Below are 24,826 nucleotides of genomic sequence, written 5' to 3' on the forward strand. Positions count from 1 at the left end.
CGCCCCGGTGTTCGCGGCGGCCGTGACTTGACCTTCACCCTGGCGTCAACGTCGAGGCTGCTGCCATGCGAACGACACGGAACCCCTCGACCCAACCCCGGCAGCGGCCGGGCGCCTCGTGGGCGCTGACCGTCCTGACGGTGTGCGCCTTCACCCTCGGCACCGGGGAGATCATGATCGCCGGGCTGCTGCCCCGGATGGCGTCGGACACCGGGGTGTCCCTGGCCACCGCCGGGCTGCTGGTGAGCGCCTTCGCGCTGACGGTGGTGGTGGGCGGCCCGGTGCTGGCGCTGACCTGCGGCCGGGTACGCCGCCGCCGGCTGGTGGCGGCCTGCATGGCCTGCTACGCGGTGGGCAACGTGGTCTCCGCGGTGGCCCCCTCCTACCTGCCGTTGGCGCTCGGCCGGGTCCTCGCGGCGCTCGCCCACTCGGCGCTGATGCCGCTGTTCTTCGGGCTGGCCGCGGACGTCGTCCCGGCGCACCGGCGCGGTTCGGCGGTGGCCCGGGTCTCGCTGGGGTTCGCGCTCGCCATGATCGCGGGGTTGCCGATCGGCACCGCGCTCGGCCAGTGGCTCGGCTGGCGCGCCACGTTCTGGGCCGTGGCGCTGCTCACGGTGGCGGTCGCGGTGCCGTTGGCCGCGCTGACCCCGGACGCGCCGGGCGGTGAAGAGTCCGGTTCCCGCGGGGAGTTGAGGGTGCTGGGCGATCGCCGGGTACGGATGGTGACCGCGGTCACCGCGCTCGCCGCCGCCGCGGCGTTCACCGCGTACACCTACGTCACGCCGCTGCTGACCGACACCGCCGGTTTCCGCCCGTCGGCCGTGACGGTGCTCCTGCTGCTGTTCGGTGTCGGCGGTACGGTCGGCAACCTGGTGGGTGGCAAGCTCACCGACCGGTCCGTCCTCGGCGGGGTGTGCGCCGGGCTGGCGGCGCTCGCCGGTTCGCTGCTGCTCCTGGGTATGACGGCACACGTTCCGGCGGCGGCCGTGGTGTGCCTCTTCGGGTTCGGCGCCGCCTACTACGCGGTGATCCCCGCGGTGAACACCCGGATGCTCGACGTCGCCTCCGGCCGGGCCCGCACCCTGGCGCTGACGGTGCAGAGTTCGGCGTTCAACCTCGGCACGGCGCTGGGCGGTTGGCTCGGCGGCCGGGTCATCGCCGTGGGGGCCGGCTTGCGGTGGCTCCCGCTGGCCGGCGGGGTGGTGGCGCTCGCGGCGCTGGCGCTGGCCGCCGGGGAGGCGGCGGGCGAGCGCCGTCGGTCGTCGCGCGGTCAGGTGTGCCGGGACAGGAAGGTGACGAACGCGATGTAGGCGAGGGCGGCGGTGGCCAGGAACCAGAAGTACGGGTCGCCGCTCCTTCCGGACGCCAGCTCACCGATGAAGGCGCAGAGGTTCCCCACGGTGAGCACCACGCCCGTGCCGGCCCAGGCCCGCCCGCCGATCCGGGCGAACCGCTCGTCGGGTTCCTTGTCGGTGAGGCCCTGGTACGTCTCGCTCCGGCGCCCCAGCAACACCAACGCCAGGCTGCACGCCGCCAGGATCCCGAACGTCACCAGGCCGACGACGAGGCGGCCGCCGACAGCGGCGGCCACCAGGCAGGCGGCTCCGACGGCGAGGAAGAAGCCGGGGACGGACCGCCTGGCCGTGTCACGGGGCGTCTGCCGGGCTCTCGTCGACATGGAACATCTCCTCAACGCTGACCTGGAAGAACTTGGCCATGGACAGGGCGAGCGGCAGGGAGGGCGTGTACCGCTCGGTCTCGATGGCGTTGATCGTCTGCCGTGAGACCCCGAGTGCCGTTCCCAACTGGCCCTGCGAGAGCCCCCGCGCCGACCGCAGTTCCCTGACGCTGTTCCGCACGTGTAAAGCGTACTTGTCACCCCGTGCGCGGTGTCAAGCGTGCTTTACATCGCTGGGCGGGCTCGCGGGGGAGGTGGCGGTTGACCTGGCACTAAACTCCCGTACGCACCACCCACGTCCCGGAGGAGACACCATGCGCATCGGTGAACTCGCCCGCGCGACCGGCACCACCACCCGGGCACTGCGCTACTACGAGGAGCACGGGCTGCTGCGCCCGGGGCGTTCCGCGAACGGGTACCGCGACTACCCGGCGGACGCCGTGCGGGTGGTGGCCAACATCCGGACGCTGCTCGCCGCCGGGCTCACCACGGACGACCTCGCGCTGATCGACGGCTGCCTGCGGGACGAACTCGTCGGCGGCCACGTGTGCGACGACCCCGCCCCGAAGAGGGAGGTGTTCGAACAGCGCCTCGCCCTCGTCCAGCAGCGCATCGACGACCTCACCCGGGTCCGCGACCAACTCCGGGACCGCCTCGCCGGGTTGTGCCCGGAGGCCGCCGCGTCCGCGGCGTGAGCGCACACCTCACCCGTCCCGCCGTGGCGCTCACGGAGTTTCACCCCGGCGCACCGGGCTGACCGCCCGAGGTTCCTCCGCTCGCGGCGGTCACCTGCCGGGATTCCCCACACCTCGCGCGGTCCGGACCATCGAGACGGACCCGGCCGTCCGTACCGTCGAACGCGTCCGCGCTCCGCCGGGGTCGGGGGCTGCCCGGAAGGGCCGGGGCGGTTGCCCGGTTGATCAGATGTAACCTTCCCGAAGGGCATAAGCGACGGCGTGCGCCCGGTTACGCAGGTGCAGCCGGGTGGTGAGCCCGTGGATGACGTTCTTGACCGTGCGTTCGGAGTAGGCCAGCTTGCGCGCGATCTCGCCCGTGTCGAGCCCCTCGGCGACCAGCCTGAGCACGTCGGCCTCGCGCGGCGCCAGACCGGAGGAGGGCTGACCCGGATGGCCGGACGCGTTGCGCTGGAGGGCACCGACCCGGTCGATGAGGCGGCCGAGCAGGTCGGCGGGGAGGTCGCCGTCGCCCCGGAAGGCGGCCAGGACCGCTTGGACGAGGCGTTGGGCGGTGGCCTCATGGCGCCAGACGACGACGCCGACGCCGCACTCGATCACCTGGATCAGTTCGGCGTCGCGGATCACGCCCGCCACGAGTACCGGCCGGGCCTTGTCGGTGTGCACCAGGGTGCGCAGCCGGGTCAGGGCGGCCTCGTCGGGAGTTTCGGTGATGAGCACCGCAACCGCGCCCGCCGGTGTCTCCGTCTCATCCACCAGGTCGAGCGCCGGGTGCCGGCGCAGGTGGCTGAGGGCTCCTGCCCGGGAGATCGGGTCCGGTGCGTGTATCGCCACCGGGATCCGCGCTCCGGGCTCCGTCTCGCTGGGTGTGGTCCGGATTGAACTACGCAAACCGCTTCCCCTGGCTCGTCACCCGCCCCCTGCCCTGCGGCGGACCGGCACCACGATGCCGTGGTCCGGGCCGTCCCGGCATCGTGGAACGCCGCGCCGGCACCACGAGATCGGCCGCACCGGCACCACGACACCCGAACCGACACGTCCACGATGGGAGGCAACGATGTCCGGCCCGCTGCCGCTGCGGGAACGCGGCGAGACCCTGGCCTCGGTGGCCACCGAGGCCGCCCGCGCCCGCGCCGGATCGGGCCGCCTGGTGCTGATCCGCGGCGCCACCGGAACCGGCCGCACCGCGCTGCTGGAAGCCGTGGCCGAACACGCGGCGGCCGGCGGCATGCGGGTGTTGCGGGCCCGCTGTTCGCCGGAGGACACCGCGGTGCCCTTCGCCGCCGTGCACCAACTCCTCGCCCACGGGCCGGAGCCGGCGGATCCGGAGCCGCCGCCTCCGGGGCTCGGCGGTGAGCCGTCACCGGCCGGCGACGGGTACGACCGGGACCGGGCCGCGTGGCTGTGGCACCGGTTGCGGGCCCGCGCGGCCGGCGGACCGCTGCTGGCCGCGGTGGACGACGTCCACCTCGCCGACCCCGCGTCGCGCCGCTGGCTCACCGAGGCGGCCCGGCGGATCGACCACGCGCCGGTGCTGCTGGTGGTGACCGAACGCAGCCAGTACGACATCGATCCCCCGGCGCCCGGGCTGGCGCACGCGCTCTCCCCCGCGCTGGTGCGTACCCACACGCTCGCCCCGCTCGGCGCGGACGCCGCCGCGGAGTTGGTGCGCGCCGCCGTTCCGGGCGGCGACCCCGGGACGGACTGGGTGGACGACTGCGTACGGGCCGCCGCGAGCACCCCGTTGCTGCTGCGGGCGCTCCTGGACGACCTGCGCACCGGCACCGGGCAGAACGCGGGCCCCGCTCCCGTCCCGGAGTCCTGCGCCGCCCTGTACCCGGGCAGCTATCCGGCCACCGTGTCGTGGTGGCTGGAGAGCGCCGGGCCGGCCACCGCGGAGGTGGCCCGGGTGCTCGCCACGCTCGGCTGCGGCGGGCCGGGCGACGCGTGCCACGGCGAGGGCGACGCGGAGTTGCTCGCCGAGGTGACCGGCGCCGATCCGGCCCGGGTACGCGGCTGGCTCACCGCGATGACCCGCCTCGGCCTGCTGGCCGTCGACGCGCACGGCCGGGTGCGGTACGCCCATCCGCTGCTGCGTGACGCGGTGTTGTGCGGCTGGCCCGCGTCACGCCGGCGGGCGGCGCACCGTACGGTCGCCGAGGCGTTGCTGCGGCGCGGGGAGTGCGCCGGGGCGGTGGCCGGGCAGTTGCTGCCGGCCTTCCCGGTGGGCGCGCCGTGGGCGGTGGAGGTGCTGCTGGACGCCGCCGCGGGCGCGGTACGGGACGGCCGCGCCGATGACGCCCTGGCGTTCCTGCGCCGGGCGCTGGACGAGCCGTTGGCGCCCGCGCGGCGGGCCGCGGTGCTGACCGAGCTGGGTTCGCTGGAGTTCGCCGCGGCCCGCCCGTCGGCCGGGATACCACGGCTGGTGGAGGCGGTACGGGTGCCGGGGGCGGCCCGGGACCGGGTGCGGGCGGCGGTGGCGCTGGGCACCGCGATGGCCGAGCGCGGTGAGGTGCGCGCCGCCCTCGACGTGCTGCGCGACCTGGGTCCCCAGCTCGCCGGCCACCCCGATCTGGCCCGCGCCGTCCACCTCGCCTCGGCGCTGCTGTCGGACCAGGACCAGGGGGCGCGGCGGGAGGTGTACGAGTGGTTGCGGGAGACCGCGGAGCGGACGCCGGGCGCGCTCGGCCCGGCCGGGCAGGCGCTGTTGGTGCGGTACGAGTCGACGGCCGGGCTGACGTCGGCGCGGCGGGCGATGGAACGGGTGCGGGGGCTGCTGGAGGAGCCCGCCGACTCCCTTGGCGAACCGTTCCTGCTGGGCACCGCCGCCGCGGTCGCCCAGTGGGCCGACGAACTCGACGAGGCCGAACGCCTGGTCCGGCGCGGACTGGCCGGGCAGCGCGCCTCGTTGCTCCACCCGATGCAGGCGGCGATGGTCAACACCCGGGCGGACATCGCCGCGGCCCGCGGGGACTACGCCGCCGTGCTGGCGCTGCCCGAGGCCCGGCCGTGCCCCGAGAACCCCCCGAAGGCCGCCCGCCGGCTCAACGTCCAGGCGCACGCGGTGATCGCGCTGGTGGAGACGGGCCGGATCGGGGAGGCCGAGCGCCTCGCGGCCGGCTTCGATCCGCGCAGCGTCAACGACGGGTGGGAACGCAACCGGTTCCTGTACGCGCGGGGGGTGTTGCGCGCCGCCACCGGTGATCCGGCGGGCGCGCTGGACGACTTCACCGAGTGCGGGCGCCGTCAGTCGGCGCGGGACGTGATCAGTCCGGTGGTCACCCCGTGGCGTTCGGCGGCGGCCGGCTGCCGGCTGGCGCTGGGCCGCCCCCGGGACGCCCTGGTGCTGGCCGAGGAGGAGCTGCGGCTGGCCGAGGTGTGGGGTACGCCGCGGCTGGTGGGGCGGGCGCTGCGGGCGCTGGCCGAGGCGACCGGTGGCCGGCGCGGGGTGGAACTGGCCGCGGAGTCCGTCCGGTTGCTGCGGGACACCCCGGTGGCCACCGAACTCGTCCCGGCGCTGATCGCCTACGGCCGGCAGCTGACCGCGTCCGGGGAACGCGCCCGGGCCCGCGAGCCGTTGCGCGAGGCCGCCGAACGGGCCGAACGGCTGGGCGCGGTCCGGCTGCGCGCGGTGGCCGAGGAGGCGCTGCGCGAGGGCGGCGTCCGGCGGGCGGCGACCGCCCGTACCGGCTCCGCGGCGCTGACCGGCAGCGAGCGCCGGATCGCCGCCCTCGCCGCCGACGGCCGCACCAACGACGAGATCGCCGCCCTGCTGCACGTCGCCCGGCGCACCGTGGAGACCCATCTGACCAGCGCCTACCGGAAGCTGGGGATACGCCGCCGGACGGCGCTGGCCGCCGCCCTCGCCCACCGTCCGGCCGAGGCCGCCGTACCCGGCGACGCCCTGGAGTCCGCCCGTCCCGGCGCCGACCCCTGCCCGCTGCGCCGCGCCGCGCAGCACCCGGCCGGGAGCCGCCGGCCGTCGGTGCGGGACGGCGGCGGCTGAACGGGCAGGAGCAGTACGAGGGTTCGCGGCCCGGACCCGGCCGAGCCACGAGGGAGGAGAGGATCCGATGGGTGCGCAGGGGCAGATACCGATGGCCTGGCACGACGGGCAGCTCCACATGCCCGCGGCCGATGTCGCCCGGCTGTTGCGCAGCATCGCCGCGCTGTGGAGCGAGTGGACGGCGGCCGGGGAGCCGGAGTTGGACCGGCAGACCGCGGACACGCTGGCGGGCACCCTGACCGATGTCGCCGACCAGCTCGACCTGGCCTGCATCGCCGAGGTGACCGACGCCCGCCTCGGCCCCGGGGCGCAGGGCGGCGCGGGGGCGGACCCGGGGACGGGCTGAGCGGCCGGCCCTGGTCGCTCCGTCAGCCCTCCGCGTCGGATTTCCCCGTCAGCCTTCTCCGTTGACGCGCCGGAGCAGTTCCAGCAGGGTCGCGCGGTCGGCGTCGGTCAGGGCGGCGAAGCAGGTGGTGAGGACCTGGTCGGCGACGCGGTGCCCGGCCGCCAGGATCCGCTCGCCGGCCGGGGTGAGGTGGTGTTCGATGCGCCGGCCGCGGCCAGGCCGCCGGTCGACCAGGTCCTGCGCGGCGAGGCGGCCGACGAGCGTGCCGAACGCCTGCTCGCTCTGGAACGTCGCCGCGGCCAGTTCGCGGGCCGACGCTCCGGGGGAACGGCTGATCGCGCGGAGCGCGTCCCATTGCGCCAGCGTCGTGCCGACGGCCGCGAGCGCGCTGTCCAGCGCCCGGTGCTGCCGGTACTGGGCCTGTTTGACCGCCCTGCCGAGGGCCTGCGGATCACCATGCATGGGGCAAGCCTAACCCAACGACTAAGCTAGCTTATATAAACATCCTTAGTTACTCTGTCGGCATGGCTACCGACATCACCACGGTCGTCCACGACGACCTGCCGCTGACCCTGTCCGAGGCCGGAACGGGCCGCCCCGTGCTGCTCCTGCACGGCGGCGGAGGCCCCGCCACCGTCGCCGGACTCGCCGCGCGCCTGGCCCGCGTCGCCCACGTCATCGCCCCCGTCCACCCCGGCTGGGACGGCACCCCCCGCCCCGCGTGGTGCACCGGGATCGACGACCTGGCCCTCGCCTACCTCCACCACCTGCACGACCGCGGCCTCGACGACGTCCTCGTCATCGGCTCCTCGCTCGGCGGCTGGGCCGCGGCCGAGATGGCGGTGCGTGACACCGCGGGCCTCATCTCCGGCCTGGTCCTGATCAACGCGGTCGGCGTGCGCGTCGAGGGCGAGCCGATCGCCGACTTCTTCGCCCTCGACCCCCGCGGTCTCGCCGAACACTCCTGGCACGACCCGGACCGCCACTTCCAGGACCCCGCCCTCCTCCCGGCCGCTCAACGCGCCGTCCGCCAGGCCAACGCGGCCACCATGCGCGTCATCGCGGGCGACCCCTACATGCACGACCCCAAGCTGCTGCGTCGGCTGGGGCGCGTCGACATCCCGGCCCTGCTGCTGTGGGGCGAGAGCGACCGCGTCGTCACCCCGGCCTACGGCGCGGCCTTCGCGGACGCCTTCCCCCACGGCCGCTTCGAGACCATCCCCGAAGCCGGCCACCTTCCGCACATCGAACAGCCCGAGGCCACCTTCGCCCGGATCGAAACCCAACTGCTCCGCACCACCGCCTCTCCGGTCAGAACGGGGAGGTGAATTCGACGCCGGCGCCGTCGTCCGTGAGGCTGAATCCGAGCTTTTCGGCGACGAGCGTCGTGCCGTCACTGAAATAGAGCGTGACCCGCGCGTCGTCGATGGGCCAGTGGTCGTGCCCGTTGGTCTTGATCCACATGCGGACCTTGAAACCCTCGCAATCCGGCTTGGTCGCGCCGGGCGCCTCCACCACCAACGGCACGATGTGGTGCGAGTCGTCGTTGTACGTGGTCATGTCCTTTCCGGAGCTGTCCGCGTTGTTGACCGAGGCCAGCAGGCCCTTGTCGTCCCGTGTCTTGACGGTGACGTAGATGCCGGTGTCGTGGTCCTTGTCCTCCTCGTCGCCGGTGAGCGTGAAGAGCGTGGCCCGGACGCCGGGCGGCGTCCGTTCGTCCGCGCCGGCGGCCACCGGGCCCGCCCCGGATTCGTCGGTCATGGCGGAACCCCTTTCAGCGGGCACCCGTTCACCGGGTAAGCGGCGGGCGGGAAAAGGGAATTCGGCGGCTCCGGCGGCGGAAGGGGAGAACACCATCACCGCCGCCGCCTTCGCGTCCGCCCCCCGTGGTTTCGGACCCGTGCGGGCGCGTCAAGAGGCGTAACTCCGGAGATTCCGCCGCGAGAAGACCCCTTTCCGTCCGGCGCGAGGAAAAACGAATCCCCCACGCGATTCCCCGGACGCACGGAGATCACCGGCCCCGAAAACGGGCGCACGACACCGGCGCGGGAATTCACCACCACCCCCCCGAGGGCGACGCCGCCCCGGGCCGGCTCGCGGCGAGCACGCCGCACCACGTGCGCACGCGTCGCGGACGGCCCGGGCGCCGAGATGGTTGCATCACCCACGTGATCGACGGGGGCGCGGACCGGACATCCGGCGACGGCCGATTCATAAACCCGGGTAACAGGGCTTTTAACGAAGACTTATGGTCCCCGCCATGTCGTTTTCGCCGCGCGGCCCGTCAGGGCGCTTCTGACCGGCCGGTTTGTGACGGTCGTCTCCGCGCGGACCGGGAACCCGAAATGGCTGGCATCCGTCCGCGCGCGCCCAAGTCGCCCAGCACCGGACGCAGTTGGCGCAAACGCGTCCCGAATGATGAGATAGCATTCGTCCTCGGACGCCCCACCGTTCCCCTCCGGATACCCGTCACGGCATTCCGGTGGAAGCCCGCTGCGGGATCGCGCGGCATTCCCGGAGCGTCCGTCGTCTCCGCGCGCCGACCCACCGTCGGCCACCCGCGGCTCCCCCGAACATCTCATTGAACAGGAAATTGATGCCCGTTCAACAACTCGCCGAGCTGATACGGTTCGTGCGCCGCAACTCCCCGTTCTACCAGGAGCTCTACGCCCACCTGCCGGAGCGGGTCGAGTCCCTCGAAGACCTTCCGGTGGTGCCCCAGACGGAATTCTGGCGGGCCAACTCACCGCGCGACAACCGGCTGCTGACCGCGCCGCTCGACGAAGCGGTGGTCTTCCGCAGCGGCGGCACCACGGGATCCCCGAAGTTCTCCGTGTACACCCGCACCGAATGGGAGGAGTTCACCACCGCGTTCGGTGCCGGGCTCGTCACGGCGGGGCTGCGGCCGGGTCACCGGGTGGCCGATCTTTTCTACGCCGGTGATCTCTACGCCAGCTTCATGTTCATCCTGGATTCACTTCACCGTTCCCCGGTGGCCAATGTCCGGCTGCCCGTGGGCGGTGCCACTTCCTGGGAATCCACCGCGGCCACCCTGGAGGAGTTCCGGGCCCAGGTGATCGCCGGCACCCCGACGACGTTGTGCGCCCTGGCCGATCGCCTGGTCGCGGCCGGCCGTCCGCTGCCCGACGTGGAACTCCTCTTCTTCGGCGGCGAATGCGTCTTCGGCGACCAACTCCCGCTGCTGAAGCAGGCGTTCCCCGCCGCCGAGGTGCGCTCGATCGGCTACGCCAGCGTGGACGCGGGCCTGCTCGGCGAGGCGGTGCCGGGCGAGGACCCCCGGGTGCACCGCGTCTTCGCCCCGCACACCGTGGTGGAGATCCTGGCGGACGACGCCGACACCCCGGTGACCGCCGAGGGCGTGCCGGGCCGCCTGGTCGTCACCGACCTGCGACGGCGGCTGATGCCGGTGCTGCGCTACCCGGCGGGCGACCGCGCCGAGTGGGTCGACCGCGCCGCTGGGCTCTTCCGGATCCTCGGCCGCGCCGAGGAAGGGGTGCGCCTCGGCCCGGTGACGCTCTACACCCAGGACGTGCACGACATCGTCGCCGCCACCGACGATGCGGGCCGGATCACCGGCGTCCAGCTCGTGGTGCGGCGCCAGGACGGCCGCGACGAACTGCTGCTGCGCCTGGCCGCCGACGAACTCGCCGGTGAGGACGACAAGGTGGCCGAGGCGATCACCACCGCGCTGCTCACCGGCCGTCCGGCCTACGACTCCGCCGTCTCGGCCGGTCACGTCAACGCGCCGGTGGTGGAGTGGGTGCGCCACCGCGACCTGGCGGTCAACGCCCGTTCGGGCAAGCTGATCCGCGTCGTCGACGAACGGCCGCACTCGTGAGCGCCTCGGCGCGCCGCCTGCCCGTCGTCCTGCGGAACCGTTCCTTCGGCTCGGTCTGGGCCGCCCAGGTGCTCACCCAGGGCGCGGGCCGGATGTTCCAGGTCGGCGCGGTGTGGTGGCTGGTGGGGTATGCCGCCGGGGAGCACCGGGGGCTGGACTCCGGTCTCTTCCTGATGGCCGGCACCCTGCCTCCGGTGGCGCTGGCGCCGGTGGTGGCCCGGATCGTCGCCCGCCGTTCACACCGCGCGGTGCTGGCGGTCTCCGCCTCGGCGGCCGGCCTGGTCGCCGCGGGCATGGCCGGGTGGACGTACGCGGCCACGCCCCCGGTGGCCGCCGTCTACGCGGCCGGGCTCGCCCTCGCCTCCTGCCAGGCGGTCTTCGACCCGTGCCTGACGACGTCGGTGCCGGAGCTGGTGGCGGACGCCGACATCGAGGCGGCCACCGGTTTCGAGCTGTCCACCCAGTCGCTGGCCGGGCTCGCCGGCGGGCTGCTGGGGCCGCTGCTGGTCGACGCGTGCGGCATCGCCGGTGTGGTCGCCGGAAGCGCCGGCGCCTATCTGCTGGCCGGCGCGCTGCTGTCGGCCACCCGTTTCCCGCACCGCGCCACGCCGACCGGCGCGGACGGTCCGGCGGACCAGGCCGACGGGCGGGCCGCGCGTCCGCTGCGCGCCGTCCTGGCCGGACTGCCGTTCATCCGCCGGGTGTTGCTCTGCTTCGCCGCGGCCAACGTCTTCACCACCGCCGTCTACGTCGTCATGCCGCTGTACACCCACGACGTGCTGCACTCCACCGGCTCCACGGTGGCCTCGCTGGAGGCCGCGCTCGGCGCCGGGACGCTGATCGGCTCCTTCACCGGCGCCCGGGTCCCCGGCCGCCCCACCGCGATCGGCGCGGCCTGCCTGCTGCTGACCGGCGCCGCGCTGGCCCTGCCGGCCGCCGTCCCCGGCCGGATCGCCGCCCCCGCGGCGCTGGTCGTGGCGGGCTGGTGCGTCGGGGTGATCGGCGTGCGGTTCGTGGCGCTCTTCCAGCGGCTGGTGCCGGCCGCCGACAAGCCCGGGTTCTTCGCCGTGATGCAGGCCCTGCTGGGTGCCACCTTCCCGGTCTCCTCGCTGCTGTTCGGCGCGCTCGGCGACCACGTGCCGGCGCGGGCGCTCTGCCTGCTCCAGGGCGTCGGGCTGCTGCCGGTCGCCGTCGCGCTGTGGTGGCTGGGCAGCCGAGGCGACGCGGGGTCCGAGGCGTCCGCCCGCCCCGCCGCCCGTACCGTCGCGGCCACCGGAGGCGCGCGGTGACCGTCACCCTGGCCCCCGCGGCCCTTCAGGACATCGCCGAACTGCGGCAGTTGTACTTCGAGGTGTACGGCCACGGCTACCCGGTGCCGCTCGGCAGCGACCCGGCGGTGATGCGCGAGCTGATCACCGGCGGCCACGCCCACTGGCTGACCGCCCGCACCGACGACGGCCCGCTGATCGGCTCCGCGGCCGTCCAGACCGAGCCCGGCAGCCGCATCGGCAAGCTGGTCGGCCTGGTCGTCCACCCCTCGCACCGCACCGGCGGACTCGCCTCGCGGCTGACCGCGGCGGTGTGCGACGAGGCGTTCGCCACCGGCCGCCTGGACTCGGTGTACACCACCGCCCGCGTGGTCACCGAGGGCCCGCAGCGGATCGCGGTGCGCAACGGCTTCCGCCCGCTCGGTCTGCTGCCCAACGCCGTCGAGGTCGAGGGGTGCGAAACCCTGGCGCTGTTCGCCCGGTACGCCGACGGCGTGCTGGAGCGCCGGGCCCCGGTGCGGCGGGTACCGGCGCAGCTGACCGGGTTGCTGGCCGCGGCCGAGCAGGCCGTCGGCATCGACTACGGGGCCACCCTGACCGACCCGGCCGGACCGGTGGCGCCCCGGCCCGTGACGCCCGGCGCCGAGCCCATCGAGCTGATCGCGGCGCCCTCGTTCGTCCGCCGCCGTTTCCACGACCGCTTCCCCGGCACCGACGACCGGTTCTTCCCACTGCACGCCCCCAACGCCGTCCTGGTCGCCCACGACGGACGCTTCGAGGCGTACGCGGAGCTGGACCCGGTGGCCGCCAGTTGCGCCCTGATCGCGGTCCATCCGCGGCCGGCCGCGGTCGACGGCGCCCTGGAGGCGCTGATGAACGCGGTCACCCGGGCCGGCGCCGACTACGTGGAGACCCTGCTGCCGCTGACCGACACCACGGCACTGGAGGTCTTCCTCGCCGCCGGCTTCGTCCCCGGCGCCGTCTACCCGGCGATGCGCCGGATCGGCGACCGCTTCCACGACCATGTGGTCCTCTCCCGCACCAGCCGGCAGATCGACTTCCGCCGGGCCGCCGTCAGCCCGCTGCTCCAGCCCTACCTGAGCGCGTACCTGACCGCCTGGAGCGCCACCTATCTGCCCCTTCACGAGGTTGTCCGATGAACCCCCATCTCGCACCGGTCCAGGTCCCCGATCCGGCGGCGCTGGCCAGGTTGCAGCGACTGTGCGACATCACCGAGCCGTACGCCGCCGGCGAGGAGGCCGACGCGCTCTTCGCCGACGCGATGCGCGAGGTCCACGACTGGCACGCGCGGCGCGGTGACTTCTTCCGCGCCCTGCTGGCGGCCCCGGCCCCGACCCGCCCCACCGTGGGCGCCGACGTGCTCGCCCCGCTGGTGCACGCCACGTTCTTCAAGCGGCACGAGGTCCTGTCGATCCCGCGCGAGGAGGTCGCGCTCCATCTGACCTCCTCCGGGACGACCGGCCAGAAGTCGCAGATGTTCTTCGACACCTGGACGATCCGCGCGGCCCAGCGCATGGTCGCCCGCATCTTCGACCACTACGGCTGGATCACCCCCGACCAGCCGGTCAACTACCTGCTGTACAGCTACGAACCGGCTCCCGGGCTGCGCCTGGGCACCTCGTTCACCGACAACTACCTGTGCGACTTCGCGCCGGCCCGGCAGGTCGTGCACGCGCTGCGGCACACCGGTTCCGGCCACGAGTTCGACGTGCACGGCTGCGTCGCCACGCTCCAGCGGTTCGCCGAACAGGACGTGCCCGTGCGCATCCTGGGGTTCCCGGCGTTCCTCCACTTCACGCTGGAACGGATGCGGGCGATGGGGCTGCCGCCGCTGCGGCTGCCCGCCGGGTCGCTGGTGGTGCTCGGCGGCGGCTGGAAGGGGCACGCGGACCGCCAGTTGCCCAAGGAGGAGTTCTACGCCGAGGTCACCGAGCGGCTCGGGATACCCGGCGACCGCATCCGCGACACCTTCGGCTCGGTGGAGCACAGCGTGCCGTACGTGGAGTGCGCCCACCACCGGCTGCACGTACCCGTGTGGTCACGGGCCGCGGTCCGCGACACCGGGACGCTGCGCCCGCTCCCCTACGGCGAACGCGGCTTCCTCCACCTGGTCTCGCCGTACATCACCTCGGTGCCCGCGCACAGCGTGGTCATGGGTGACCTGGCCTCGCTCCACCCGGGTTCGGAGTGCCCGTGCCCGTCGCCCACCGACTGGTTCACCGTCCACGGCCGCGCCGGGGTGAGCCGCAACCGCAGCTGCGCGGTGGCCGCCGCCGAACTGATGAAGGGAATGTCGTGACCACCACCTCCCCGAAGGCCCGACTCCAGCTGTGGCAGGGCGAGTTCGTCGACGACGCCGAAGCGGAGCGGCGCCTGGCCGGCCTGTCCGCGCTGGCCGACCAGGTGCTGGCCGATCCGCTGCCGGTCGAGGTGGTGCTCGCCGCCTGCGCGACGCTGAGCGAGGGCCTGCGTGACGTGAACGGCGCCGTACGCGCCCGGCTGGCGCCGTGGGCGGGGCCGGAGGACGACGGCGTGCTCGACGAGGTGGCCGCCGCGCTCGACCGCGAGGCGCTGGAACGCAAGGTGCGCCGCGAACTCGGCGGGCTGCGGCCGGACCGGCTGACCCGCCCGGACGCCCGGGAGACGGTGTACGAGGCGTGGGCGCCGGTGGGTCTGCTGGCCCACGTCGCCCCCGGCAACGCCGCCTCCGTGGCGCCGCTGAGCGTGGTCGAGGGGCTGCTCACCGGCAACCTCAACGTGCTCAAGGTGAGCGCGTCCGACTCGCCGCTGGCGCTGCGGATCCTCGCCGAGCTGGGCGCCGCCGATCCGACCGGGCGGGTCGCGGAGCGGATCGTCGCGCTGCGGTTCCCCTCCGCGCGGCGCGAGTGGCTGCGCCTGATGTGCGCCCACGCCGACGCGGTGGCCGCGTGGGGCGGGGAGGAGGCGGTGGCCGCCGTCGCCGAACTGGTGCCGCCGGGCTGCCGGGTGGTGGAGTGGGGTCACCGGATCTCCTTCGCCTACCTCACAACGCGCGCCGCCGCCGACGACGGCACGCTGGACGCGCTCGCCGGCGACGTGTGCCGCTTCGAGCAGCAGGCGTGCTCCAGCCCGCAGGTGGTCTACCTGGACACGGCGGAACCGGACGAGGTGTTCGCCTTCGCGGAGCGCTTCGCCGCGCGGCTGGCCAAGGTCTCCGGACGGCACCCCGCCGCCCCGTCCTCGGTCGCCGAACGGGCCGAGGTCACCACCACCGAACTCGTGGCCAGGCTGGAGGAACACCTCGGGCTGACCCGGGTGTTCGCCGCCGAGGACGGCTCCTGGCGGGTGCTGGCCGACTCCCGTCCGGCGCTGACCGCCTCCCCGCTGCACCGCAGCGTGTGGGTCAAGCCGCTGCCCCGGCACGAGGCGATCGCCACGCTGCGCCCGATGCGCCGTTACCTCCAGACCGCGGCGGTCGGCGGCGGCCCCGCCGAGGCCGCCGAGGTGGCCCGGGTGCTGCTGGCGGCCGGGGTCACCCGGATCACCCCGGTCGGCTCGATGCCCGACGGCTACCCGGGCGAACCGCACGACGGCGTCTACCCGTTGCAGCGCTACAGCCGCCGGGTCGCGGTCCGCGCCGAGGGCGCCGGATGGGACGCGGTGGCCTGCCTGGACGACCTGGCGGCGCCGCCGGTGCTGCCGCCCGCGCCGACCGGTCCGCTGCTGGGCAAGGCGGACGTGCAGCGGGCGCTGGCCACCCTCGACGACCGCCACGCCCACCTGTACTTCCGCAGCGGCGGCACCACCGGCGCCCCGGCGCTGTCGGTCTTCACCAACGCCGACTACGACCACCAGATGCGGGTCGCCGCGGACGGACTGCTCGCCGCCGGCTTCGACCCGGCGCGCGACCGGGCGGCCAACCTGTTCTACTGCGGCGCGATGTACGGCAGCTTCATCAGCTTCTTCTCCGTCTTCGAGCGGCTCAACGCCACCCAGATCCCGATGGCGGCCGGGACCGACCACGCCGCGGTGGCCGAGGCGCTGGTGGCCTACCGGGTGGACACGGTCTTCGGGATGCCCTCGTACCTGTGGCAGCTCTTCCACGCCGAGGCCGACCGGCTGCGGGCGTACGGCGGCATCCGCAAGGTGTTCTACGGCGGCGAGCACTTCACCGCGCGCCAACGCCGGGTCCTCACCGAGGAGTTCGGGGTGGAGGTGATCCGTTCGGCCGCCTACGGCAGCACGGACCTGGGCCCGCTGGGCTACCAGTGCACCTCCTCCGAGGGCTCGGTGCACCACGTGCTCACCGATCTGCACACCCTGGAGGTGCTCGACCGCGAGGAGGACCGCCCGGTGGCCCCCGGCGAGCCGGGACGGCTGGTCTTCACCTCCCGGGCCCGCCTCGGCCAGCGGCTGGAACGCTACGAGATCGGCGACCTGGGCCGGCTCGTCCCCGGCCGCTGCCCCTGCGGCAGCCACGCCCCCCGGGTGGAACTGCTCGGCCGGTACGGCGACGTGGTGCGGGCCGGCACGTACTTCTTCAACTACCGCCGCTTCGTGACCGTCGCCGACGAGGCGCTGGACTACACCGGTGAGCTCCAGTTGGTGCTGAGCGCCGAGGACGGCCGGGAGCGGCTGACGCTGCGGATGGACGAACGGTACGCGCCGGAGGCGGACGTGGCCCGGGAGGCGTTCCTGGCCGCGGTGCCGGAGCTGGCGGAAGCGGTGGCGGAGGGGCTGCTGTCCTGCTCGGTGGAGACCGCGGGGATCGCCGCCTTCGAGCGCACCGCGACCAGCGGCAAGCTGCGTTCCGTGGTCGACCTGCGGTGACCCGGCGGTGTGGTGCGGGCCCGGTCCGCACCACACCGGTCGTCGGGGCGTGGCCGCCCGGCGTCCGCAGCCGCCGGGCGCCGTCAGCGAGGATGTCCGGGGACGGGGACGCCGTCGAGCCGGTGGAGCCTTCTTCCGGACGCCCGCCGCACCACCTCGTCCACCACCGGCTCGCCGGGCCCGGGACGGCCCTGCCCCGGGATCCGAAGTCACCGGCACAGCACGCCGCGTCACCGCCGCACCGGCCCCGGGTCGTTCCCGCGCGCCCGTCGGCCGCGCTCCCCCGCCGGGCGCCCGCGGGCCACGCCTTGGCCGGGCCGGCCGGCGTACCCGCGGTCGCGCAGCAGGAGTTCGGCGTGGCCCCGGCGGATCAGCAGGTGGCGTTCGCGGTGGGTGAGCAGCGCCTGCCAGACGTCCCGCCGGTCGCGGGAGCGCTGCGGCATCAGGGCGGTGGTGACGGCCAGCACCAGCAGTCCGGCGGTCACGTGCCAGGGGGCGCCGAGGACGATCCCGCCGGCGGTGGCCGCGCCCGGCAGCGCCGCGGTGACGGCCGCCGTGGCGCGGGCGCGTGGGGAGGGGCCGCGGCGGGAGGTCGGGGCGGGCATCGGTGTTCTCCTTCGGTCGGTGGGGTGCCGTGGGCCCGGTGCGCGGGACGGGGGTTGCGCGGGGCGGCTGCGGTGACGGCCGCGGTCGGGCATCCTGGTAGCGGCCCCGTGCCGTGTCGGGCGGTGGCCGGGTCCGTTCAGACTGCGTGGGCGGCGGGTTGTTGCGGAAGACACCAAGATCGTTGTTGCCCCGGATCCGCGGAACCGGCAACAACGGCACAGCGGGAGGCTGCGGTGGCGGTCGGTGGCAAGGGCGGCAGACCGAGCTGGCGTGACAAGCGCGGGCCGGAGGGCGGACGCGCCCGCTGGACGCCGAAGCCCGGGCACCCCCGCCCGGCCGAACTCGCCGACTGGGTCGAGCACGTGCGGGACCTGCTGGAGTTCTTCCCCACCGACCAGGAGGCCGCCCACGCCCTCAACGTCGACAAGAGCGTGATCTCCCGCTACGCCAACGGCGGCGAGGTCCCGCACAAGGACTTCGTCGGCCTCCTGCTGCGTACCGTCCACCCGCACGGCACCCCGGTCACCGACGAGGTCCGCGAACGCACCCGGCACCTGCACCTGGCCGCCGTCAAAGCCGTCAACCCACAGGCCGGCGAGCGGTACGAAGGGCTCTACGAACGCGACGCGTTACGCGACCGGGTCGCCGAACTCACCGCCCGCGAGGCCCTGTTACGACAGGAGATCGCGGCGGCGGACGCCAGGGCGCGGGACGTCGGCGAACGCCTGCGGGCCCAGTGGTCCGCCGAACGCCACCGGCTCACCGACGCCCTGCGCCACGCCGAGCAGCGGGCGGCCACCCTGGAACGGCGACTGGCCGCCGCTCAGCGGGATGCCGAGCACACCGCCCTGGAGGCCGCCCACCGCCACGTCGACGCGCTGCGGACCGAGGCCGCCGAACTGCGCCGCCGCCACGAGGACGAGACCGCCCGGCTGTCGGCCGCCGCCACCGCCCGCATCGCCGAACTCGAGGCCGAACTCGTCCGCACCCGGCGGGCCCGCGCCCAGGCCGAGGCCCGCGCCGACGAACTCCTGACGCGCCTGGCGGCCGTGACCGACGAAGCCCGCCAACTGCACGCCGAGACCGAGCGGTTGCGCACCGAGGCGGACCACCACGCCGCCGAGGCCGACGCGCTCGCCGAGGCCACCTCCGTGGTCAACCAGGCGTGGCACGACCTGGACCACGACACCGAACCGGTCTTCGCCACCACCGCCCCGGCGGTTGTTGCCGACTCCGCGACAACCGCCGCCCAGCGCCCCGTTCCCCGGCCGCCCGCCCCCGGCCCCGGCTCCCCGGCCGCTGACGCGGAGGGGGAGCGGGTCCGCCCCGCCGTGCGGCGGGTGCGCGCGGCGGTCCGCCGTCAGACGCCGCGGACGCTGCTGATCCACGCGGTGCGCGTGGTCGCCGTCCTCGCCGGGCTGACGTCGGTCGTGCTCGGCGTGGGCCGCTGGCTCGACGCGCACAGCGAGATGGTGGCCGTGCGCAACGCCCCCCTCTGCGCCCCCGGGACACCGCAGCCGTGCACCACCGCCGCGTCGGGACGCGTGGTGGACAAGTACTCCGGCTCCGACAACGGCGACGAGCTGACCATCGCCACGGGCACCGGGCGCCCCCGTACCATCCCGGTGAACAGCGCCGTCTACGGCGTCGCGCAGCGCGGCTCCCACGCCGACCTGAGGATGTGGAAGGGCGACGTCGTCCGGGTCACCGTGGCCGGCCGCAGCAGCACCGGGACGCCCGGAAGCTGGCTGCCGTTGGTGTGGATCACCCTGCTGCTCGCGCTCGGCACCGAGACCGCGCTGTGCGGCGCGCTGGCCGGCGCGGGCACCTCACCGGGCGGCACCCTCTTCCTGGCCCTCCCCTTCAGCATGATCACGTCCATCCCGGTCGCCTGGCTGCTGAGCACCACCGCGTGGTGGGCGTACCCGCCGACCATCGCCTTCTGGCTGTTCTCCGCCGCCGTCGTGGGCCTCATGGTCCGCAAGGACCCCGACTGGGCCGCCGCCTGGGGCCGCACCTCCCCCCGCCGCTTCCCCCGCCCCCGCCCGAGGCTGCGCCCGCGGCGGGTCTAGCTCCCCAAGTCCCGCGCGATCCGCAGGAATTCCGCGTCGGTGACGAACGGGTCGGCGGCCCAGACGGTGATGGTGTATCCGTCCTGCGGCCACACCACCGTCCACGACGGCCGGGACGTCTTCTCCAGCCGGGCGGGGTGACCGTTGACGGTGGTCGGGGTTCCCCGGGTGGGTGTGGTCTCGCCGGTGGTCACCGTGATGCTGACGGCTCCGGCTTGCCCTCTTTTGCCGGTGTTCCGTTGGTAGCTGCAGGTCCAGGTGGGCTTGTCGCTTCTGGAAGGGGGACTTCCCGTCCCGCCCACCATGATGGCTCTCCCCGCGGGAGTGAAGCCGGGCGGCAGGTATCGGGGGTGCGGGAAGTGCGTGTCGTCGAAGGGGACGATGCGCTCCCTGGTGACGGAGTCGGTGATCTCCCTGTCCCCCACCGGACTGCCGAGGGAGATGCTGGCCAGTCCTTCGTGTGTCTCACCGCACGAGTCGTTGACACCCAGCGCCGACCGTTGCCGCTCCTTCAGCACCAACGTGATGCCGTGGGCGGATTCATGGGCTTCCAGCCGAGGCCTGTCCTCGCAGTCCGCCCATGCCACGGGGGTGGTCAGGGTACGCCCGTGATCGCTCACGAGCACGTCGTCCAGCACGGCCGAGTCGTGACTGTACGAGTCGGCCGTGCAGCCGGTCACGGCTCCCGCGAGGCAGACGAACGCGACGCCCGCCCACATCACGCGGCGGAAGCGTCGGGGGTTCCTCACCCGTCCAACCTAGCTCCCCTCTCCCCTGCCCGCACTCGTGACCCGGCGGAATCGCGTGGCCAACTCGTGGACGTGGTCGAGGAGTTCGAGAGGTCCGACGATGCGGAAGTCGGCGTCGAGGAGGCCGAGGGCCATGGTGGGCCAGTCGAGGGAGTAGGCGGTCATGCGGACGCGGCAGTGGGCGGCGTCGAGTTCCTCGACCGTGCTCCAGCGGCCGATCCGTTCGCGTACCGTCGCGGCGGGGGCGTCCACCAGGGCCTCGACGGGGAAGGCGGAGGCGGTCTTCTCGATGCCGCCGCGGACGAAGGCGGCGGCGTCGGTGGCGGGGAGGGCGCGGGGGCGGAAGCGGTCGCCGGTGCCGTGCGGGGCGGTGAGGCGGTCGACCCGGAAGCTGCGCCAGTCCTGCCGGGTGAGGTCGTAGGCGACCAGGTACCAGCGGCGGCCGGGGCAGACCAGGCGGTGGGGTTCGACGTGCCGCTCGGTGCGGCTGCCGTCGGCGGCGGTGTAGTCGAAGCGGAGCCGTTCGGTGTCCCGGCAGGCGAGGGCGACCACGGTGAGCACGGCCGGGTCGACGCCCGTTCCCACCGAGCCGCCCCAGTCGGCGGGGACGGTCACCTCGCGCAGCGCCTCCACCCGGCGCCGCAGCCGGGCCGGCATCACCTGCGTCACCTTGGCCAGCACCCGCACCGACGACTCCGCGATGCCCTCCACCGCCCCCTGCGCCGCGGCCTGCAACCCGACGGCCAGGGCGACCGCCTCCTCGTCGTCGATCACCAGCGGCGGCAGCGCCGCGCCCGCCGCGAGCTGGTAGCCGCCGTCCACCCCGCGCTGCGCCCGCACCGGGTAGCCCAGCTCCCGCAGGCGGTCGACGTCCCGCCGCAGGGTGCGCACCGAGACCTCCAGCCGCTCGGCCAGCTCGCCGCCCGGCCAGAAGCGGTGGGTCTGGAGCAGGGAGAGCAGTCGGATGATCCGGGTGCTGGTGTTCGCCATGTTTCGATCCTCCCGCAATTGAGGACGGAAAGTGACCGTTGTGACCGCCAACATGGTTGTTGTCCACAGGGACGAGCGACAGCGGACGACGAACGAAGGACGCCGACGATGAGCGAGACCGCCACCGGTCAGGACACCGCCACCCGCACCGACGCGGCCACCGGAACCCCGTCCGGCGAGCACGCCGAGCTGCTCAAGGCGCTGGCCAAGCAGCGCCACTTCCTGCGCTTCACCACCCGTGACCTCACCGACGAGCAGGCCGGGCTGCGAACCACCGCCAGCGAGTTGTGTCTGGGCGGCCTGATCAAGCACGTCACCTCGGCCGAGCGGATGTGGACGCGGTTCATCGCCGAGGGTCCGTCCGCGATGCCGGACTTCACCGCGCTGACCGAGGAGGACCGGGCGCACTGGGCCGACATGTTCCGGATGCTGCCGGGTGAGACGCTGGCCGGGGTGCTGGCCGAGTACGCCGAGGTGGCCCGCGCGACCGAGGAGTTGGTGGCGGGGCTGCCCAGCCTGGACGTCACCCGGCCGCTGCCCAAGGCGCCGTGGTTCGGGGAGGACACCCACTGGTCGGCCCGCCAGGTGCTGCTGCACATCATCGGCGAGACCGCCCAGCACGCGGGCCACGCCGACATCATCCGCGAGTCCCTGGACGGCGCCAAGACGATGGGGTGACCCCGCCCGGGTCCGCGTCCGGGTGCCGGGAACCCGGACGCGGAGCCGGCGTTCCGCGCCCGTGGCTCAGGGACCGGGGACGGAACGGTACCCGCCACCGGCCGGCGGCTCCCAGGCCGCGGCCGGGAGGCGCTGGCCGTGCACCGCGGGGACGGCCGACCGGTTCTCGGCCGTCAGCACCCCGGCGATGGAGCCGAGGGCGGTGGCGGCGAGCGCGATGAAGCCGACGGTGAGGGCGAGGGCGGCGGACCGCAGTTCGAGGGCTCCGGTGCGGCCCTGGGTGCCGACGGCGACCGGCTCCGGCACCGGTCGGGCGCCGACGGCGGCCACGGGCGGCTCCGGCGGCGGTGACGGCGTGGCCGCCGGTTCCCGGCGGCCGAGTCGGGCGGCCACCTCGCGCCAGCGCTGTTCCCACTCGGCGGGGTCGCCCCCGCAGGCGGTGACGTACGCCAGCGTCACCGCCAGCGACGGCAGGCCCAGCCCTCGCGCGGCCTCCGACAAGGTGGCCCCGGAGTAGTGGGCGTGTTCGGCCATGGTCCGGTAGGACGGGTTGCCGGCGGCCTGGCGGAGCCGACGCAGCTCCAGGGCGAACCGTTGCGCCGGGCCGGCCGACGGGTCGATGGGTCGTTCGGGTCTGGGCACTGTTTCTCCTCGGTTGCGCGCCGGTGAGAGGTTGCCGCCTTCCCGCTACGACCACGCATGCTACGCATCCGCCTGTCATCGGGATGTAACTCAGGTCACCAGAGCGCCTTTTGGCTTGTCTGGAAGGCTGCCTGTCTTCCAACGCCCGTGGGTTGCCGGGCGCAAAACCCCATCAATGGGGTGCGGGCTGTCATCCGCCGGGGCCGAAGGCGCCGCCTACCGTCGGCGGATGTGGACGTACGAGAAGCGATCAGAGAAGAGACCACGCTCGCCCCGGTGCCGCTGTCCGCGGCGCCGGAGGTGAACCGGCTGCTGGCGAGGGCCGGTCTCGGCACGCTGCGCCCCGACGACGTGGTGGCGCTGCCGGGGCGCAACGACAACTGGTCGGGGCCGACGACCGGGGGACACCACGTCTTCGTCAAGCGCATCGGGGGTCCGGCGCGGGAGGCGCGGCGCAGGGTGGAGCGGGCGCTCGCCTTCGAACGCCTCGCCTGCCGCCGGCCCCCGGACGATCTGCTGTGGCAGCCGTGTCCGGGGTGGGACGAGGACGACCGGCATTGCGGTCGCCGAGTACGCCGAGGCGGTCCGGGCGCTGCTGGCGGGCGGCCGGGTGGAACGGGAGGGCGCCTACGTCACCGTGCGGGCCGAGCTGCCGCCCTTCGACCACCCGCCGGTGGAGATCGGGCTCGGGGTGCTGCGGCCGGGGATGGCGCGGACCGCCGGGCAGGTCGCGGACGCGGCCATCACGTGGCTGGCGCCCGCCGCCTATCTGCGGGACGTGCTGGTGCCGGCGCTGGAGGCGGGGGCGCGGGAACGGGGGCGGGCGGCGCCCAGGGTGGTGTCGGTTTTGCACGCGGCGCTCACCCGGCCCGGCCGTGACCCGTACCTGCTGGCGTACGCCTGCTCGCACAACCACCTGGGCGCCCCGCACTACACCGACATGCTGCGCCGCGCGGGGCTGGCGGTGGACCCGGCCGATCCGAGGGCCGGGGCCAGGGCGCTGGTGGACGGCGGTGTCTTCGCCTCCGGCGGCCCCGGTGAGGTGGCGGACGCGGTGGCCGCGTTGCGTGCCGCGGGGGCGGACGAGGTGGTGGTGAACGTCAGCGGGGTCGCGGCCGTCGAGGGGTTCCGCAGCGCGCTGCGCGACCTGGAGGAGATCCTGGAGGCGGTGGCCGGCCGCCCGGGGGCCGGGTGAGCGGCGGATGCCGCCGGGAGAACGGGACGCCCTGGCCGGCGTCGGCGGATCGCACGGCCAGGGCGGTTCGGGGAGGGACCCGCGGGCGCGGGTCCCTTCGTGGATCAGCCCTTGAGCAGGCTGAGGATGGCCTCGGTCGAGTCGACCTCGCCGAGCCGCGGGAAGATCTTCTCGACGCTGTGCTCGTGGGACTGCGGGTCCCGGTCGGTGGTGGCGTCGTGGGCGATGGTGACGTGGTAGCCGTGCTCGTAGGCGGCACGGGCGGTGGACTCCACGCCGATGCTGGTGGCGATGCCGGCGAGCACGATGCCGGTGACCCCGCGGCGGCGCAGCTGGACGTCGAGTTCGGTGCCGTGGAAGGCGCCCCAGTGCCGCTTGGTGATCACGATGTCGCCGGTGGTGTCGCCGAGTTCGTCGACGAAGGTGGCGAAGCCCTCCGGCAGCGGGGCCTTGGGGCCGGGCGCGGTGGTACGGCCGGTGGGCAGGTCGCCGCCGTCGTCGGACCAGTGCACGCGCACCAGGACCACGGGGAGCTTGCGGGCGCGGAACGCGTCGGCCAGCTTGGCGGCGTTGGCCAGCACCCCGTCCAGCGGGTGGACGGTGGCGCCGGCGGCGATGCCTTTCTGGAGGTCGATCAGGACGAGTGCGGTGTTGTCGTCGAGCACGGTGGCGGGCATGGGAGAACCTTCCGGTGTTGTGAGTCGGTCGTCAGTCGTGGTCAGTTGTCGTCAGTCGTGGTCAGTGGTCAGTGGTCAGTGGTCATATGGGTGCTATTCCTCGACGAGTCGGCGCAGCAGGTGGAGTGCCTGGATGACGACGGCGCGCTCGTGCGGGTCGAGCCGGTCCTCCAGCGCTTCGACCAGCCAGCCCTCCCGGGTGCGCCGGACCTCCTTGAGGTGGTGACGGCCCTTGTCGGAGAGCTGGATCAGCGACTGGCGGCCGTCGGAGGGGTCCGCTGTCCGTTCCACCAGTCCGGCCTCCTCCAACGCCATGATGGTCGCTCCCATGGATTGCGGGCGCATGCGCTCGGCCTTGGCCAGCGCGGCGGTCGTCGCGGGACCGTGGCGGTCCACCAGGCTGAGTACGGATGCCTGCGAGAACGTGATCGGTGCGTCCTCCGACACGGCTCGCAGCCTGCGCATCAGCCGTCCGACCAGGAACCGCAACTCCGAGGCCGCGTCCTCCAGTTGAGGGTCGCTCATCTTCGCTCAC

Annotated in this window: 24 protein-coding genes; 13 read left to right on the forward strand and 11 right to left on the reverse strand. The window is 74.3% G+C overall.

Annotation, left to right across the window (positions count from 1 at the left end):
* Positions 1-65: 65 nt before the first annotated feature.
* Positions 66-1,310 carry an MFS transporter gene (locus SCATT_RS29170; protein WP_014151813.1) on the forward strand — a complete coding sequence of 415 codons (1,245 nt, stop codon included), beginning with the start codon at positions 66-68 and terminating at the stop codon, positions 1,308-1,310.
* Here the strand turns inward: SCATT_RS29170 and SCATT_RS29175 are convergent.
* Together SCATT_RS29175 and SCATT_RS29180 are read right to left on the reverse strand one after the other, a co-directional pair.
* Positions 1,271-1,678 carry a hypothetical protein gene (locus tag SCATT_RS29175; protein WP_014151812.1) on the reverse strand — a complete coding sequence of 136 codons (408 nt, stop codon included), beginning with the start codon at positions 1,676-1,678 and terminating at the stop codon, positions 1,271-1,273. The two genes, SCATT_RS29170 and SCATT_RS29175, sit on opposite strands and share 40 nt — an antisense overlap.
* Positions 1,647-1,859: a helix-turn-helix transcriptional regulator gene (locus tag SCATT_RS29180; RefSeq protein ID WP_014151811.1), complete on the reverse strand. Its 213-nt coding sequence runs from the start codon at positions 1,857-1,859 to the stop codon at positions 1,647-1,649. The genes SCATT_RS29175 and SCATT_RS29180 overlap by 32 nt, the downstream gene beginning before the upstream one ends.
* Positions 1,860-1,992: 133 nt before the next feature.
* On the opposite strand from SCATT_RS29180, the gene SCATT_RS29185 reads away from it, so the two are divergent.
* A complete protein-coding gene (locus SCATT_RS29185; RefSeq protein ID WP_014151810.1) occupies positions 1,993-2,373 on the forward strand; it encodes a MerR family transcriptional regulator in 381 nt (126 codons plus the stop codon).
* Positions 2,374-2,598: 225 nt separating this feature from the next.
* Here SCATT_RS29185 and SCATT_RS29190 read toward each other — a convergent pair whose 3' ends face one another.
* Entirely contained in the window at positions 2,599-3,264 is a 666-nt protein-coding gene (locus SCATT_RS29190) for a helix-turn-helix transcriptional regulator (RefSeq protein WP_042507707.1), read from the reverse strand.
* 166 nt (positions 3,265-3,430) lie between these two features.
* Between SCATT_RS29190 and SCATT_RS29195 the strand changes: the two genes are divergently transcribed.
* Both SCATT_RS29195 and SCATT_RS29200 read left to right on the forward strand, forming a co-directional pair.
* On the forward strand, positions 3,431-6,379 hold the full coding sequence (locus tag SCATT_RS29195) for an ATP-binding protein (RefSeq protein WP_014151808.1): 2,949 nt from the start codon (positions 3,431-3,433) through the stop codon (positions 6,377-6,379).
* Positions 6,380-6,446: 67 nt separating this feature from the next.
* On the forward strand, positions 6,447-6,725 hold the full coding sequence (locus SCATT_RS29200) for a DUF6213 family protein (protein ID WP_014151807.1): 279 nt from the start codon (positions 6,447-6,449) through the stop codon (positions 6,723-6,725).
* Positions 6,726-6,773: 48 nt separating this feature from the next.
* Here SCATT_RS29200 and SCATT_RS29205 read toward each other — a convergent pair whose 3' ends face one another.
* Positions 6,774-7,187 carry a MarR family winged helix-turn-helix transcriptional regulator gene (locus SCATT_RS29205; RefSeq protein ID WP_014151806.1) on the reverse strand — a complete coding sequence of 138 codons (414 nt, stop codon included), beginning with the start codon at positions 7,185-7,187 and terminating at the stop codon, positions 6,774-6,776.
* 62 nt (positions 7,188-7,249) lie between these two features.
* On the opposite strand from SCATT_RS29205, the gene SCATT_RS29210 reads away from it, so the two are divergent.
* Positions 7,250-8,053: an alpha/beta fold hydrolase gene (locus tag SCATT_RS29210; protein WP_014151805.1), complete on the forward strand. Its 804-nt coding sequence runs from the start codon at positions 7,250-7,252 to the stop codon at positions 8,051-8,053.
* Here SCATT_RS29210 and SCATT_RS29215 read toward each other — a convergent pair.
* Positions 8,037-8,486 carry a hypothetical protein gene (locus tag SCATT_RS29215; protein ID WP_014151804.1) on the reverse strand — a complete coding sequence of 150 codons (450 nt, stop codon included), beginning with the start codon at positions 8,484-8,486 and terminating at the stop codon, positions 8,037-8,039. The two genes, SCATT_RS29210 and SCATT_RS29215, sit on opposite strands and share 17 nt — an antisense overlap.
* 835 nt (positions 8,487-9,321) lie before the next feature.
* On the opposite strand from SCATT_RS29215, the gene SCATT_RS29225 reads away from it, so the two are divergent.
* The 5 genes from SCATT_RS29225 to SCATT_RS29245 are packed head-to-tail and all read left to right on the forward strand — an operon-like array spanning position 9,322 to position 16,682.
* Positions 9,322-10,584 carry a phenylacetate--CoA ligase family protein gene (locus tag SCATT_RS29225; RefSeq protein ID WP_014151802.1) on the forward strand — a complete coding sequence of 421 codons (1,263 nt, stop codon included), beginning with the start codon at positions 9,322-9,324 and terminating at the stop codon, positions 10,582-10,584.
* Entirely contained in the window at positions 10,581-11,873 is a 1,293-nt protein-coding gene (locus SCATT_RS29230; RefSeq protein WP_014151801.1) for an MFS transporter, read from the forward strand. Before SCATT_RS29225 ends, SCATT_RS29230 begins: the two co-directional genes overlap by 4 nt.
* Positions 11,870-13,012: a GNAT family N-acetyltransferase gene (locus tag SCATT_RS29235; RefSeq protein ID WP_014151800.1), complete on the forward strand. Its 1,143-nt coding sequence runs from the start codon at positions 11,870-11,872 to the stop codon at positions 13,010-13,012. The genes SCATT_RS29230 and SCATT_RS29235 overlap by 4 nt, the downstream gene beginning before the upstream one ends.
* The gene (locus SCATT_RS29240; protein WP_014626766.1) at positions 13,009-14,172 is read left to right on the forward strand and encodes a LuxE/PaaK family acyltransferase; all 1,164 of its coding nucleotides are present in this window, start codon (positions 13,009-13,011) and stop codon (positions 14,170-14,172) included. The genes SCATT_RS29235 and SCATT_RS29240 overlap by 4 nt, the downstream gene beginning before the upstream one ends.
* Complete coding sequence (locus tag SCATT_RS29245; RefSeq protein WP_014151798.1) at positions 14,169-16,682, forward strand: acyl-CoA reductase; 2,514 nt, start codon at positions 14,169-14,171, stop codon at positions 16,680-16,682. The genes SCATT_RS29240 and SCATT_RS29245 overlap by 4 nt, the downstream gene beginning before the upstream one ends.
* 230 nt (positions 16,683-16,912) lie before the next feature.
* On the opposite strand, the gene SCATT_RS29250 is transcribed toward SCATT_RS29245, so the two are convergent.
* Complete coding sequence (locus SCATT_RS29250) at positions 16,913-17,287, reverse strand: hypothetical protein (RefSeq protein WP_014151797.1); 375 nt, start codon at positions 17,285-17,287, stop codon at positions 16,913-16,915.
* 234 nt (positions 17,288-17,521) lie between these two features.
* Between SCATT_RS29250 and SCATT_RS29255 the strand changes: the two genes are divergently transcribed.
* Positions 17,522-19,360, forward strand: coding sequence for a hypothetical protein (locus SCATT_RS29255; protein WP_014151796.1), 1,839 nt, complete (start codon positions 17,522-17,524; stop codon positions 19,358-19,360).
* On the opposite strand, the gene SCATT_RS29260 is transcribed toward SCATT_RS29255, so the two are convergent.
* Complete coding sequence (locus SCATT_RS29260) at positions 19,357-20,109, reverse strand: hypothetical protein (protein WP_014626768.1); 753 nt, start codon at positions 20,107-20,109, stop codon at positions 19,357-19,359. The genes SCATT_RS29255 and SCATT_RS29260 overlap by 4 nt on opposite strands.
* Positions 20,110-20,118: 9 nt before the next feature.
* Complete coding sequence (locus SCATT_RS29265) at positions 20,119-21,099, reverse strand: helix-turn-helix transcriptional regulator (RefSeq protein ID WP_014151794.1); 981 nt, start codon at positions 21,097-21,099, stop codon at positions 20,119-20,121.
* 108 nt (positions 21,100-21,207) lie between these two features.
* Between SCATT_RS29265 and SCATT_RS29270 the strand changes: the two genes are divergently transcribed.
* Entirely contained in the window at positions 21,208-21,777 is a 570-nt protein-coding gene (locus tag SCATT_RS29270) for a DinB family protein (RefSeq protein WP_014151793.1), read from the forward strand.
* Between the two features lie 66 nt (positions 21,778-21,843).
* Here SCATT_RS29270 and SCATT_RS40635 read toward each other — a convergent pair whose 3' ends face one another.
* Positions 21,844-22,419 (reverse strand): helix-turn-helix domain-containing protein, encoded by a 576-nt coding sequence (locus SCATT_RS40635; protein ID WP_014151792.1) that lies wholly within the window; start codon positions 22,417-22,419, stop codon positions 21,844-21,846.
* A gap of 610 nt (positions 22,420-23,029) precedes the next feature.
* Between SCATT_RS40635 and SCATT_RS29280 the strand changes: the two genes are divergently transcribed.
* Complete coding sequence (locus SCATT_RS29280; RefSeq protein ID WP_014151790.1) at positions 23,030-23,614, forward strand: LLM class flavin-dependent oxidoreductase; 585 nt, start codon at positions 23,030-23,032, stop codon at positions 23,612-23,614.
* Between the two features lie 104 nt (positions 23,615-23,718).
* On the opposite strand, the gene SCATT_RS29285 is transcribed toward SCATT_RS29280, so the two are convergent.
* Positions 23,719-24,291 carry a hydrolase gene (locus SCATT_RS29285; protein WP_014151789.1) on the reverse strand — a complete coding sequence of 191 codons (573 nt, stop codon included), beginning with the start codon at positions 24,289-24,291 and terminating at the stop codon, positions 23,719-23,721.
* Positions 24,292-24,384: 93 nt separating this feature from the next.
* Complete coding sequence (locus tag SCATT_RS29290; RefSeq protein ID WP_014151788.1) at positions 24,385-24,816, reverse strand: MarR family winged helix-turn-helix transcriptional regulator; 432 nt, start codon at positions 24,814-24,816, stop codon at positions 24,385-24,387.
* Between the last annotated feature and the right edge of the window lie 10 nt (positions 24,817-24,826).

The organism is Streptantibioticus cattleyicolor NRRL 8057 = DSM 46488, assembly GCF_000240165.1.
Taxonomy (GTDB): domain Bacteria; phylum Actinomycetota; class Actinomycetes; order Streptomycetales; family Streptomycetaceae; genus Streptantibioticus; species Streptantibioticus cattleyicolor.